This window comes from Paenibacillus polymyxa (assembly GCF_001719045.1).
GTDB classification, from domain to species: Bacteria; Bacillota; Bacilli; order Paenibacillales; family Paenibacillaceae; genus Paenibacillus; species Paenibacillus polymyxa_B.
Genome location: NZ_CP015423.1, coordinates 4,919,756 through 4,932,639 on the forward strand (window position 1 = coordinate 4,919,756; position 12,884 = coordinate 4,932,639).

The window sequence follows — 12,884 nt, forward strand, 5'->3', positions numbered from 1 at the left end:
GATGAAGTCTGAAGAAAATGTGCTACGAATCATACAATATATGAATGATCCGCAGGTACTGCAAGACTTGCGCTATGTGCGAGAGCTGAAGTTGCCACAAGGATGTATTGCCGCAGGCTATGTACGTAACCGGGTTTGGGACAAGCTCCATGGCTATACAACTGCTACACCTCTAAACGATATTGATGTTATTTATTTTGACCCGAAAAATACGCTAGAGGAACGAGATGAGTATCTAGAATTTTCCTTGAACCGTAAGCAGGCCGGACGTAACTGGTCTGTCAAAAATCAGGCTCGGATGCATAATCGCAACGGTGAGGCTCCGTATTCCTCGGTAGAGGATGCGATGAGCCGCTGGCCAGAGACGGCAACGGCTATAGCGGTTAGATTGAATGACAAGGATCAAATAGAGGTCATTTGTCCGCATGGATTGGAAGATTTACTGGATATGCGGGTACGGCAAAGCCCTTTGTTTCGTCACACAACGGCTTTTCGTCAGCGTGTATTTGAGAAGCAATGGCCTGATAACTGGCCGTTGCTTATTATGGAGAATTAGAGTGTAATCCTAATTTCAGGATATTAAGGAGAGACGACAAACAATGTTTAAAAATATAAAAACAGATTCAGATCGTGAGGAGGTTCTGGAGCTGTTAACCTACGCTGTGCTGGATCACCCTGAACGCGGAGAAGCAGCTTTACGTACCTATCAAGCCTCGGATGACTGGAAGCTGTTCGGTGTAGAAGATGAAGGACTTATTGTAGGTATTGTCGGCTTTGAGGAGCAGGAGGATGGGACAACCGTAATTCGTCATCTGGCCGTGTTGCCTGAAAACCGTCATAGAGGATATGCCAGAGGTATGCTGCTTACGCTCATTCAGGAGCGTAATCCGAAACGGCTTACTGTGGACACGGATGCGGAGGGGGCAGATTTCTTCCGCAACGTGGGCTTTGCCGTCTATGGATCAGAGGATTTGCCAGAGGGTGGGCAATTCCATTGTGTATATGAAATAGACGAAGAATAAGCGAATCTCCGGGTCCCGCGTCCCTCTTTCTACATAAGATATATTATGTAGAAAAAGGGAGGTGGGTTTCATTGGCGTACCACTACACAGCGATTGGAGATTCTTTAACAACAGGTGCAGGGACGTTGCTGAGTGGCGGATTTGTACCTATCTATCGGCGAATGGCAGAAAGACATCTCCGTACGCCAGTCAGTTACGAGAATCTGGGAATCAATGGGCTGACATCGCAGGAGTTGCTGTCAATGGTCCGCAACAATCCGCTTTTTCGGTCGGCGCTCAGCCGGGCTGAACTTATAACCGTAACGATCGGCGGGAATGATCTGCGCCCATACATCAGCGCCCTTGCTGGAGGTTCCGGCTTGTCGGGTTCTTCCATTCCGCAAGCGTTGAATCACACAAAAGAACATGTGCGCCAAATTGTACATGCCCTGTATCAGATAAAGTTCGGTCAGCGTGAGCCATTTATCATCCGAATGGTGGGATTATATAATCCTTTTCCAGGGGTGAGGGAGGCGGGAGTATATGTGCGCCAGTATAACTCGTTTCTCTATACATTGGGCGGACCAAATTACCGGGTGGCGAACATTTATCCCGCATTTGAGGGCTATGAACGGGCACTGCTTTCGTTAGATCGGGTGCATCCGAACAGTCGTGGTTATCGCGTGATTGCGGAAGAGCTGAATCGGCTTGGTTATGCGCCGTTACGGTGAGCGTGAGAGGATGCTTTGGATCGGACAACGTATATTAGAGAAAGAGGTTCATGATGGCAGTAGAAACTGACCATCATGAACCTCTTTTTCTGCATTTCGGCGTGCTAAACTTCCAATATAGCCTTCAGCTTGGTGCAGTCTTCCAGTAACTCGGGCAGCTGACCCAAAAATAGAAGGAGGGCTTTCACGTGAGCTATTTCCACGTTTTCTTCCGAGAGTTCACCCTTTAATCTGCTTAGGATTTGCACATATTCATTCCGGGCAGCTTCATTTAATTTAGTTTGTTTCAGAACCGTATCCATACGTTGCAGTGCATAGGAGATTTGTTTTCCCTTGGTCCAGATTTGATCAGAATCTTCATGGAATACGGAATCGCGGCCCCACATGATTTGATGTTGAACATCAGGGCTCAGCATTCCTTGTGCCAGCATATCCGTAATGCTGAGCATAAATTCAGCCAGTGTTTGCTGCTCCGTCCAGGACAGCTCTGAATCGCTCAATCGGAGGGAATTGACAATCATGCTTTTGACGACAAACTCAATATCATACGCATAGTCACGTATAGATTGTCCATAAGCATCAATTAAGAAATCAACCATCACGTTAGACAAATAAAGTTCAACACGATCAATGGCTTGTGCGATTTTTTCTTCCTTAGAACCGATTAAAGGGACGGAGTATACCAGTAAATGAACTTTATTCTTATAAATCCGGCCCAGCGCAATCAAATACAGTTGTCTCAACTTTTCACGGGAAGGTAGCTGGTGCTTCAAATAAAGTTCTTTAATATCTGCATCAAGAAGTTTTTCAATCAGGACGATTGTCCCCAGCAGCAACTCTTCTTTACTTTGAAAGTATTTATAAAAGGAAGCCTTCACCATCCCGCTTTCGCGGGCAATTTCATCGACCGAGGTGGTATCGTATCCCTTTTCTGAAAATAGGGAAAGGGCAGCATATATGATATCTTCACTTGTTATTTTTTTCATTGTACCCCCAATTTTTTGCTCTGACTTTTTAATTTCCAGCGGGCAATAACCATATACAGGGACGGAACCACAAACATCGTAAGAATGGTCGAGTACATCAATCCAAACATAATGGTATACGCCAGAGGTCTAAACATAAGTTCCCCAATAAGAGCAATCGGAATCAGACCGACAATGGCTGTCAGTGAAGTAAGCAATATGGGGCGGAAACGCGCTTTGGTCGCTGCAACAACGGCCTCCTTCAGTTCGATCCCTTCACGTCTTGCATCCTCAATAAACTCAATCAGCACAATGCCGTTACGTACGACAATACCTGCCAAGGTCATTAAGCCCAACACGCCCATAAAACTAACCGGCATATTTAGAATGAACAAGCCAAGAAATCCGCCTGCTGCTGCCATATACACGGTAGTCAATATGATGAGTGGAGTCGAGAAAGAATAAAATTGCAAAAAGATCAGCATGAAGATTAATAGTATGACGACAACATATAACCATCCTATTTCTGATAAAATGTCATCTTGTCCTGAAATCTCGCCCCCAATTTCCCAAGTGTAGCCTGGAGGAAATTTAATATCCTGCAATTTAAGCTTGACATCCTTCATGACTTCGGAAGCTGTACGCCCGTGAACTTCAGCTTCAACAGTAATCGAACGTTTTAAATTATAATGGTTAATTTTTTGTGTTGCAAAGGATGGTTTCAACTCAGCCAATTGAGATAAAGGGATTTGAATACCATTGGCATTGGTCACATTCAATTGCTGAAACAAAATTTCAGGATTTTGATCGGTTTGGCTTAGCTTCAGCTTAATATTGATCAAATCTTTCCCCGTATCAAATCGGCTAAAGCTCACGCCATTACCCATTAACAAGAGTGTACGTGTCAGATCATTATTGCTTACCTGATATTGATCCATCGCTTGTTTGTTGATTTGGAAATCTAACGTATATCCTTCATTTTCCATATTATCTTGTATGTCCTGTGTTCCTCTGGTAGCCATAATGCCTTCTTTTAACTGCTGTGACAACGAACGCAACTGATCTACATCATTGCCTAAAATCCGAATGGAGATCGGCTTACCGAGAGGCACCCCTACTTTGGCTATTTTCAAGGAAATAGATTGACCCGGATAACGATCCTTTAAGATGGAGGGCCATTTGTCTGCCATTTCATCGGGATCAAATGCACCTTCTTCCCCAATAATAGCAATTTGACCCACGGTTGTGCCTGTTTTGGCGTCAGCGGTCATATCTTGAAACAACCGGGGAGCGTCGCCGCCAGCCGCATAACTGATCGTCTCCACATGAGGTTGCTGCTTCACCCATTTGGCAATATCCTCGGTGACCCGCTTGGTTTCTTCTATAGAAGTACCTGTAGGCATACGCACATTAATGCTTAATTCCGGATCGTTGGTTCTGGGGAACAGGTCGATCGGAATCAGAGCAAGTATGCCGTACAGCGTGGTACTGATCAATAATCCTAATGCAGCATATAATCCAGGTTGCTTAATGACTCTCGGAATCAGCTTGCTGGTATATACGTTACGAAGAGCATCAATTTGTTTTCCCAGCAGTCCCGACGGCTTCATGGTGGAGTTGGGCGTTTTTTGATTTCGTTGTCCATACCATTCTCTAAAGATTGGGATGACGGTAAAGGACATAAGCATGGAAGCCAATAACGTAAAGATAACAGCAAACGGTAGTGGTTTGATAAGGGAGCCTGCATCGCCTGATAAAAAGAACAGCGGGGCAAAGGAGGCTACAGTTGCCAGGGTTGCGGTCAAAATGGAAATGGAAACTTCTTTCGTTCCATTTAATGCTGCTATCTTGGGACTCTCGCCCAAGGTCATCATTCTGCGTTCAATATTATCATTAACCACCACAGCATCATCGACTAGAATCCCCATTACAATAATTAAGCCAATGACCGTAACCTGATTCAATGTTATTCCGAGCATAGGGAGAATAATGAGACCTATGGCGATTGAAATAGGAATAGCCAGTGCCACAAAAGAGGATGTAATCAGATTCAAGCCCAATGTACATACGATCACAACCGCCGCAATGGCAAACAGCAATTCACGGGTCAAGCCATGAAAAATATGATCAATCCGCTCGGTCTGTGAAAATAACGTATTCAGTTGAAACGTATTAGGCAGATCTGGTTTTAACAACTGCATTTCTTTATTTACTTTGCTATAAATCGTGTCTACGTCAGAGCCGGTATTACCGTTAATCGTCAGCGTAATAGCTGGTTTACCGTTAAAAAAGGCCATATAGCTGCTGGTGTTATGTGTAAGCAATACGGTGCCCACATCACTGAGATACACAGGAGCGCCGCTGTCCGTTCTGGAAATAATGACTTTACTCAAATCCTGAGCATCCTTGGACTGCTTTACATTCAAGCGATAGGTACGTTCATTGTAATCCAGATTGCCTATCGGATATTGCTCATTTTCCTTCTGCACTGCACTCATGAGCTGTTCCCAACTGATATGGTACTGCTGGAGCTTTTGAGCATCAATCTGAATCTGAACCTCTTGATCCGGTAATCCCTTGATTGTTACTTCCGATACACCGGGAATGGTTTTTAATTGATCCTTCCATGATATCACCATATCATTTAGTTGATACAATTGCTCCACAGAGTCCCCCGTGATGGCGTAGGAATGGATAAATACTTTATTCAAATCATCGTTAACGACAGGCTTTTGAGCATCTGTGGGCAGAAAAGATTGGGCATCGTTCATTTTTTTGCGTAATGTATCCCAGACTTCTGCGGCATTGGCGTTGCCTTCTGTCTCAATGATAATCGTCGAAAGTCCATTTTCGGATGTAGAAGAAATCTTTTTAATATGATTGATTTCTTTCATTTTTTGTTCCAGAGGCTTCGTGACCGTTTGTTCTACCTTTTGGGGTGTAGCTCCAGGGTAGAGGGTCGTGACCACAGCGGTTTTCTTGATAATATCCGGCGTTTCCTGCCGGGGAAGTTGAGAGACACTATATAGCCCGGCAACAATCGCCATGATAAAAATAAAAAGGGTCAGTTTTTTCTTTTTGATAAAATATGCAATCATTTGCTCGTTCCCCCCATGATCTGAACGAGCAGCCCATCGTAGATCAGGTTTACTCCGGTGGTAACGATACGATCCCCGACATTCAGTCCCTTGGTAATTTCGAGCTTATTGTTGGACATCTGACCGACATTCACGATCGTCTTGACCGCTTTGTTGTTCACCACTTTATAGACAAAAGTATCTGTACCGTTATTAATGACAGCTTTGGCTGGGAGCAAAATTTGCTCACTCTGAGTCAGTTGGCGGCCTGCCTTTATGACTTGTCCCGGGGCCCAATCATGCTGGGGGTTAGGAACAATCACTTCCACGTTGATACTGCCCGTATTGGTGTTGGTGGCAGGATAAATTTTACTGACCGTTCCTTCTCTGTTCTCATCGTACAGTTGAAGCTGGACTATCTGACCTTGCTTCCAGTTCGTGATTTCATGATCGGGAACAGGGAGCAGCACCTTGAGCTTGTCGATTTGTCCGATACGATATACCGGCTGTCCAGCGCTCGCCAATTGTCCCACCGTTGCTTTTTTCTCCAGAATAACGCCGGAAATGGGGGCTTTTAAAGCTGTCTTGGAGAGGGAAAGTTCGGCTTGCTTTTTGGCAATGACCGCTTGCTGATATGCCGCAGTTGAGTTATCTCGGGAGGCTCCAGCCTGTTCCTTCGCAGCGATAGCAGCTTCTTTCCCAGCTTGGGCTTGCTGTAGGCTGGATTCTGCCGATTGCCGATCTTCCAATGTTGCCCCCTCCTGGATTAAGGAGAGGGCTTCTTGTGTATCCTCCAGGTCCTTGGTGGCATTGGTCAAAGCGAGCTGCGCATTTTCATAATCGTTTTTGGTTGCAGCTCCCTGATCATATAAAAGCTTGGTGCGTTCAGCGGTAGCCTGTGCTTTAGTCAAAGCGGACTGTGCTCTTTGCACTTTGGTACGGACCTGTGCCCTTTCCTGCTCACGGGCACCCTTGTTCACTTTGTTAACTCCAGCTTGAGCTGCTGCCTTTTGCGCGTCGGCGGATTGAATGGAGGCATCTGCACTTGAAATGGCAGCTGTAGCATTTTTGATACCTGCCTGTGCTTCAAGAATAGCTGTACTAGCCTGCTCCAGTTGTAGCTGGTAGCTGGATGAATCAAGCATCGTCAAGATCTGCCCCTGGGATACGGAGTCTCCCACATTGACTACTGTGTCGCGAATCAGTCCGGATAACTCAAAAGATACGGAGGTATCCTCATAGGGCTGTAGTGTGCCTGAAAGGTCAAAAGAAGCAGACAGCGGTTCTTTTTTAACAACCATCGCTTCCACCTTTTGCTTTTGTTGTTCTGCTGCTTCATTATTACTCGATCCTGTAGATGAGCAAGCTGAGGTGAACAGAAGAATGAATATAGCAGATATGTAGAGACTGGGTTTTAACAAGATGATCATCCTTTCTGTCTTTTTGTACTTTGAAGTTTATTTATAAACTCATTAGTTCATAAGCGGATTATATGACCTGATTTGTGGCATGTCAACAACTGATTACAAAAAAATGTCCCAAATTCAGGATGCGAAAGGGAGCAGATTCAGGTCCGTGGAAGTACATGGTAGACAAACGTAAAAACGACCTTTCTCAAAAGAAGAGAAAGGTCGTTAAGAAAATAAATATAGCTGTTTAGCCGACTAATTTACGGAATAAGCTGCGTACAGCCCACTTGCGCTCACTTCGTTTGCGGTATTTGGGCAGAGAGCGATAGACGGCAATGGACTGGTTAAAGGCTACAGTGGCTTCATCCTTGCGTCCCAGCATACGGTACATCAGGCCTGTCAGATAATAGCTCTCACTGGAGGAAAACTGAATTTCCTGAAATTGCTGCAGATAATGAAGTGACTTATTTACGTCGCGTTCCTTGAAAGCAGCGGCTAAATGCAAATAAGGCTCACCGTATTGCACTCGTGGGTTAATGTCCAGTGCTTTCAATAAATGCTGTTCTCCAACCTCCAGATGGTTTGTGTGTACTTCAGCCGTTCCCCGTGCGTTCCAATAGTCTGCTGATTCTTCATAACGGGATTGAATTTCCAATAACAGCTCCAAAGCCTGAGGATATTTCTTGCTTTCGATCCAGATACGAGCCAAATCGAACTTGGCAGCCACATCGTTGGCGTTTAGCGTAATCTGTTGGCGCAATCGAGCGGCATTGCGTCTTCTTTTCCATGGTTTGCTGATGCTGGGCAATACACCGACAAAGCTGCGATCCAATATGTAGATCACGATTAGGAGTACGAGCATTGCCAAAAACGGGTTGCCGAGCAAACTCCATAGTAGAGAGAAAATTAAAAATTTCCCAATCATTTTGCTCCAATCCTCCTGTGCATGTAACAATCCATACTTTCCACATTATAGCATAGTGTTACTTTAAGGGTCATTAGCATGATAGATTTGGAAGGATGGTAGAGGAGCGAGAAGAAACATACTTATTTGTGATGCTCGATGTATAGTTTTACGAGAAAAGGAACCTTTTTTTATCCCCGCCAAAAGGTTGAACAGTCTGCCTTATCCAAAATATTAAACTCGATCATTTTCTCAAGTAATGAGAAATCAACTGGACTATCCCACTGGATACGTACCAACTGCTTGGTGTGATCATAGCCAGCCTGCACAATTAACTCAGAAAAATGATTAATCCCTGCCTTTTCAGGGGCAACGGCCAAATGATGTTTGGCTACGCTAAAGCCAATAATAAATGTGCCGTGATCCGTAAACATAGGCTGACTCCACGCAATTTTTGCCATTAAATTTGGAAACTTCTTGGTTACCCAAGCCAAAACTTCTTGCGTTCGAGCCCGATGTTGGGGGTTAAGAATATGCGCTAAATATTCTGCAAAAGCTTCCATGTTGTTCCCTCCTTAATTAAAAATTATATCGTTCAGAAAAGTTCCTCAAACCTATTTGTCGTTAAAACTCCTCACAGAATGGCTCAGACAGATTCTTAACAACACCTATTTCCAACTATATATATTTTCAAACTAGATAGTCAAAAGGGTTTAACTATCATTTTATCGCAGCAACATATTTCTTAAGGAGTAATGGTCTGTTGAAAAATATAAAAATATATTTAGATATAAAAAAACACCTTTTATGTCCTGTTACATTCCTCAGCAAGAATAGAGTACAAATATGAATCATGAAACTCGCCTTTGTAGTACCAGTGTTCACGCATCAAACCTTCACGTTGCATTCCGATCTGTTGCATAACCTTCTCAGAAGCCTTGTTTTCTGGACGACATGTTGCATAAATACGGTGGACAGCAAGTGTGCTAAATCCAAAGTCTAGTAACGCTAGTGCTGCCTCTGCTGCATAACCCTTCCCTTGATAATCTGGATTCAAAACGTAACCCAATTCTGCATTAGTATCTTTGACATGAATACCCATACCGCCGATCAGGATTCCATTATTTTTCAGACAAACGGCTAGTTCGTAGTCTTGTCGTGGCTGTTCCTGCTGTGAAGCTAGAACTTGTTCTATATATGCCTTTGTATCTTCTTCTGTATTCGGTCCCCAGGCTGTATATCTAGTAACTTCAGGCAATGACGTGTACGTATGTATACTTTCCCAATCAGATCTGACAATATCACGAATGATGAGCCGGTTTGTCTCAAATTGCATAACGATTCCTCCTGTCTATAATCAACAGACTCTACTTAGTATTTTAAAACGATTAACATCTCAATCCAATCTTTTATGCGTTCGTAGCCTTTAAACGTTAGACCTCCATTTAACAATGAACCCAGACCTTTTGCCGCCTGAACGCAAACCGCAAGGGAGGCGTCCGGCAAAAGGCAATCAGAAGATAATGAATGTGGTACTGGAATCCTCCTGTTATTGGCTATCTGGTTCGTCCTAAAACAGTCTGCGCGCTGTGACGAAACGTTTCTGCCATTTATCGTCAAGCGTGTCAAAATGAACGCCGCGTTCTTTGGAGAAGGTATGCAGCAACTTGTTGTTCCCTGCATAGATAGCCACATGGCCGATCTCCAGGCCGCGTGCGCTGAAGAACAGCAGATCGCCTTTGCGCAGCTCGTTCAGCCCGACTTTCCGGCCTTCTTTAGCCTGATCGTAAGAGACACGGGGGAGGTCGATAGAGAGCGTGTGCCGGAACACTTCCTTCACAAATGAAGAACAATCAAAGGTCGATGTCTGGCCGCCTGCTGCTCCGAATTCATAAGGAGTACCAAGGAATTTCTCTCCATAGGCGATCAGTTCATCTCCTTGTCGTTCCACCAGGGATGGGCTGGTATAATCGCTGTATTTTGGTTTAGCCGATATGTATCCGGTCAGGTTGTCTTTAGTGCGCACTTCCAGCCAGAGAGCATTGACCTCGCGAATGACATGAACCTTTTCGTCGGCTGGAATAAGCCGTAGGGAAGAGGAAGCTATCGATGAATCCGGTTTGCTGCGCAGGTTGACCCCGAAAAGAACCGTTGTGAAAAAATCGCCCCTGGAGGCAATTCGGATGGTCCGGGTCAAGGCCTCCCACTTTACTGTGCTCCCAAGTGCTTCGCTTACAAAACGCAGTGGAATCATCGTGTTGCCCTCAACAATCTGTCCTGGAACATTCAGGGACAGCGTATCGCCGTTTAAGGTGGCAGCGAGTTCCCCGATGCGATAGGTCAGCACAGTGTCGTTTTTGGTTGCCGTTACGGTTTTGCCGGATCCATCCCAGGAAAGCCTGGCTCCTTGCGCCTCAAACAACTGGCGCATGGGGATGAGCGTTGTCCCGTCTAGCAGCAGCGGCTGGACGGCAAGCTGAAGCGGGCGGTCATCTACATAAACGGTTGTCACCGGAGTCGTCCGTACCGACTTTGCATAAGAGGGGGGAGCTTGGAGCAGTGATACCGCCAGCAGAGCCAGCAATACTTTCTTGTTGATTGTCATGCTGTTATCACCTCATTGTGAATGTGTTCATCTAAGTTGTACGAGACTGCCTCCGATTAGTTGTGCACCAAATATTGGATTTATTCAAAAAAACAAAACAAACAAAAATAAAACAAAAAAATATCTGTGTTTTATTATTGACATCAAAATAAAGTAAAGATAAAATTATATTTGTGAAATATTTCACTTTAGAGATTGATTCCATAATTAGAGAGGCATCAAGAAGTGAATCCTTAGGAGGCCGATTTTTTATGAGTGCACATGTATTTTTTGTACCATCTATCAATCTTATGGGAACGGGATGTTTGCATGAAGTTGGGCCGTATATAAAAGAACTGAATTTAAACAAAGCTCTAGTCGTTACGGATAAATTTTTGATGAAGAGTGGCATTGCAGGCAAGGTTACATCTTTGCTGGATGATATTGGACTGAACTATACGGTATACGATGAAGTAAAACCAAATCCGACCTGTAAAAATGTACATGATGGTGTTCAGTTTCTGCAAGAAAACGGATGTGACTTTTTAATTTCGATTGGCGGAGGATCACCACAGGATACGGCTAAGGGAATCGGCATTATTGCTACCAATGGGGGACATATAACCGAGTATGAGGGCGTTCATAAATCCACGCATAAATCGCTTCCTATTGTGGCTATTAATACCACAGCAGGAACATCGGCTGAAATCACGATTAATTATGTCATTACGGACGAAGAGCGCAAGGTCAAGATGGTTATGGTTGATAAGAATAGTGTAGCTACGATTTCGGTCAACGACCCTGAACTGATGGTAGATAAACCCGCCGCATTAACGGCAGCTACAGGACTAGATGCTTTGACTCACGCTATTGAAGCTTTGGTTACGCCAGGCTCCTATCCTGTAACGGATGCGACTGCGTTGGCAGCAGTAGAGATTATTTTTAATCATTTGGCTCGTACGGTGAGCAACGGTCATGATATAGAAGCACGTGAGCAAATGGTATACGCTATTTTTTTGGGAGGACTTGCATTTAATAATGCTGGATTGGGTTACGTTCATGCGATGGCGCATCAGCTTGGCGGCGTATACGATTTGCCTCATGGTGTTTGCAATGCCATGCTGCTGCCGATTGTGGAGGAGGAGAACGCCAAGCATGTACCAGAGAAATTTCGTGCCATCGCTAAGGTCATCGGTTTTGAAGATAAGGGGAAAACGGATAAGGAATGCGCAGACTATGTAATCCAAAGAATCAAAGACCTGTCGAAGGAAGTTGGGATTCCTTCCAAACTTTCTGAACTGGGTGTAAATGAAGTGGATTTGGATCTGCTTGCCGAGAACTCAATGAAGGATGCTTGCGCTCCGGGCAATCCGTTCATACCTAGCAAAGAACAAGTTATCGAGATGTTTAAGAAAATTCTTTAAATAAAAGGTACAATTATTTTACTAAATACTATAAGGGCTGTCCCAGGAAATGATCGAAGAATACTGGGAACGGCCCTTTTTATTTGCATTTTCTACTAAGAGATTTGTGAGACTAGAGATAAGACAGCCCCATTGAAGATTAATGGCACAGCTCTCTCGGCTAAAGCTGTAGGAGACTCTTTTTTCCCTTCCGCATTCCAACGAAAGGTTACACCATAAATGGACCAGCTTAATATGTTCGCGGCAAGTTCTAACGTTCTTTGGTCTGTATTATTGGCTTCTCTTGTTATGAGTTGAAGTATGAATTGCTCTAATTGATTCTTAATATGTTCTTCCAGGATCGGTGCCACTGAATTATATTTATGAACGCATTGATTACTTGAGTCGTGATAGTCACATAACGAAAGAATAAGTTTCTGAATGGTCTCCTCCGACAAACGTGCCTCAGCATCAATCCTCTTGATAACATACTCCAAAAATGCGTCTGACAAAAGGGTTTCAAGCAGTGCATATTTATCTTGAAAATGTGCATAGAACGTGGCACGGTTAATGGTGGCTTTTTGGGTAATGTCATTGATCGTAATCGTGTAGAAGTCTTTCTTATTTAATTGGTCAACGAATGCGTCGAGAATTAATCTACGTGTTCGAATGACGCGCGGATCGTTTGGGTTGGGTGAAGTTACACCAGGCATCCTCAAGACACTCCTTTCAGGTAAATCAAATGATTTCCCCATTATAAACATGTGTTGTTTTGTCAACAAGTGAATTTAGATATACAACAATTTCATA

Annotated in this window: 12 protein-coding genes; 4 read left to right on the forward strand and 8 right to left on the reverse strand. The window is 44.1% G+C overall.

What is annotated here, in order from left to right:
• The first annotated feature begins 1 nt into the window (after position 1).
• The 3 genes from AOU00_RS22265 to AOU00_RS22275 all read left to right on the forward strand — a co-directional run bounded on the left by AOU00_RS22265 (position 2) and on the right by AOU00_RS22275 (position 1,732).
• The gene (locus AOU00_RS22265) at positions 2 to 556 is read left to right on the forward strand and encodes a nucleotidyltransferase family protein (RefSeq protein WP_069291685.1); all 555 of its coding nucleotides are present in this window, start codon (positions 2 to 4) and stop codon (positions 554 to 556) included.
• 43 nt (positions 557 to 599) lie between these two features.
• Complete coding sequence (locus AOU00_RS22270) at positions 600 to 1,022, forward strand: GNAT family N-acetyltransferase (protein ID WP_069291686.1); 423 nt, start codon at positions 600 to 602, stop codon at positions 1,020 to 1,022.
• 71 nt (positions 1,023 to 1,093) lie between these two features.
• Positions 1,094 to 1,732 (forward strand): GDSL-type esterase/lipase family protein, encoded by a 639-nt coding sequence (locus AOU00_RS22275; protein WP_069291687.1) that lies wholly within the window; start codon positions 1,094 to 1,096, stop codon positions 1,730 to 1,732.
• A 104-nt stretch (positions 1,733 to 1,836) separates the two neighbouring features.
• Here the strand turns inward: AOU00_RS22275 and AOU00_RS22280 are convergent, their stop codons facing one another.
• The 7 genes from AOU00_RS22280 to AOU00_RS22310 all read right to left on the reverse strand — a co-directional run bounded on the left by AOU00_RS22280 (position 1,837) and on the right by AOU00_RS22310 (position 10,692).
• The gene (locus AOU00_RS22280; protein WP_069291688.1) at positions 1,837 to 2,718 is read right to left on the reverse strand and encodes a TetR/AcrR family transcriptional regulator; all 882 of its coding nucleotides are present in this window, start codon (positions 2,716 to 2,718) and stop codon (positions 1,837 to 1,839) included.
• Positions 2,715 to 5,795 (reverse strand): efflux RND transporter permease subunit, encoded by a 3,081-nt coding sequence (locus AOU00_RS22285; protein WP_069291689.1) that lies wholly within the window; start codon positions 5,793 to 5,795, stop codon positions 2,715 to 2,717. Before AOU00_RS22285 ends, AOU00_RS22280 begins: the two co-directional genes overlap by 4 nt.
• Positions 5,792 to 7,204 carry an efflux RND transporter periplasmic adaptor subunit gene (locus AOU00_RS22290; RefSeq protein ID WP_069291690.1) on the reverse strand — a complete coding sequence of 471 codons (1,413 nt, stop codon included), beginning with the start codon at positions 7,202 to 7,204 and terminating at the stop codon, positions 5,792 to 5,794. Before AOU00_RS22290 ends, AOU00_RS22285 begins: the two co-directional genes overlap by 4 nt.
• Positions 7,205 to 7,430: 226 nt before the next feature.
• Positions 7,431 to 8,108, reverse strand: coding sequence for a tetratricopeptide repeat protein (locus AOU00_RS22295; RefSeq protein ID WP_069291691.1), 678 nt, complete (start codon positions 8,106 to 8,108; stop codon positions 7,431 to 7,433).
• Between the two features lie 170 nt (positions 8,109 to 8,278).
• Positions 8,279 to 8,650 (reverse strand): iron chaperone, encoded by a 372-nt coding sequence (locus AOU00_RS22300; protein WP_069291692.1) that lies wholly within the window; start codon positions 8,648 to 8,650, stop codon positions 8,279 to 8,281.
• Between the two features lie 242 nt (positions 8,651 to 8,892).
• Positions 8,893 to 9,423, reverse strand: coding sequence for a GNAT family N-acetyltransferase (locus tag AOU00_RS22305; RefSeq protein ID WP_069291693.1), 531 nt, complete (start codon positions 9,421 to 9,423; stop codon positions 8,893 to 8,895).
• A gap of 234 nt (positions 9,424 to 9,657) precedes the next feature.
• The gene (locus tag AOU00_RS22310) at positions 9,658 to 10,692 is read right to left on the reverse strand and encodes a C40 family peptidase (protein WP_069291694.1); all 1,035 of its coding nucleotides are present in this window, start codon (positions 10,690 to 10,692) and stop codon (positions 9,658 to 9,660) included.
• Between the two features lie 251 nt (positions 10,693 to 10,943).
• Between AOU00_RS22310 and AOU00_RS22315 the strand changes: the two genes are divergently transcribed.
• Complete coding sequence (locus tag AOU00_RS22315) at positions 10,944 to 12,095, forward strand: iron-containing alcohol dehydrogenase (RefSeq protein WP_069291695.1); 1,152 nt, start codon at positions 10,944 to 10,946, stop codon at positions 12,093 to 12,095.
• A 95-nt stretch (positions 12,096 to 12,190) separates the two neighbouring features.
• Here AOU00_RS22315 and AOU00_RS22320 read toward each other — a convergent pair whose 3' ends face one another.
• Entirely contained in the window at positions 12,191 to 12,853 is a 663-nt protein-coding gene (locus AOU00_RS22320) for a TetR/AcrR family transcriptional regulator C-terminal domain-containing protein (protein WP_081330745.1), read from the reverse strand.
• Positions 12,854 to 12,884 lie beyond the last annotated feature (31 nt).

What these genes read in the sequence shown, in the direction of transcription:
- AOU00_RS22310 (WP_069291694.1), bottom strand. Translation starts at nt 10,692, where the DNA reads ATGACAATCAACAAGAAAGTATTGCTGGCTCTGCTGGCGGTATCACTG.
- AOU00_RS22290 (WP_069291690.1), bottom strand. Translation starts at nt 7,204, where the DNA reads ATGATCATCTTGTTAAAACCCAGTCTCTACATATCTGCTATATTCATT.
- AOU00_RS22280 (WP_069291688.1), bottom strand. Translation starts at nt 2,718, where the DNA reads ATGAAAAAAATAACAAGTGAAGATATCATATATGCTGCCCTTTCCCTA.
- AOU00_RS22270 (WP_069291686.1), top strand. Translation starts at nt 600, where the DNA reads ATGTTTAAAAATATAAAAACAGATTCAGATCGTGAGGAGGTTCTGGAG.
- AOU00_RS22295 (WP_069291691.1), bottom strand. Translation starts at nt 8,108, where the DNA reads ATGATTGGGAAATTTTTAATTTTCTCTCTACTATGGAGTTTGCTCGGC.
- AOU00_RS22285 (WP_069291689.1), bottom strand. Translation starts at nt 5,795, where the DNA reads ATGATTGCATATTTTATCAAAAAGAAAAAACTGACCCTTTTTATTTTT.
- AOU00_RS22265 (WP_069291685.1), top strand. Translation starts at nt 2, where the DNA reads ATGAAGTCTGAAGAAAATGTGCTACGAATCATACAATATATGAATGAT.
- AOU00_RS22315 (WP_069291695.1), top strand. Translation starts at nt 10,944, where the DNA reads ATGAGTGCACATGTATTTTTTGTACCATCTATCAATCTTATGGGAACG.
- AOU00_RS22300 (WP_069291692.1), bottom strand. Translation starts at nt 8,650, where the DNA reads ATGGAAGCTTTTGCAGAATATTTAGCGCATATTCTTAACCCCCAACAT.
- AOU00_RS22305 (WP_069291693.1), bottom strand. Translation starts at nt 9,423, where the DNA reads ATGCAATTTGAGACAAACCGGCTCATCATTCGTGATATTGTCAGATCT.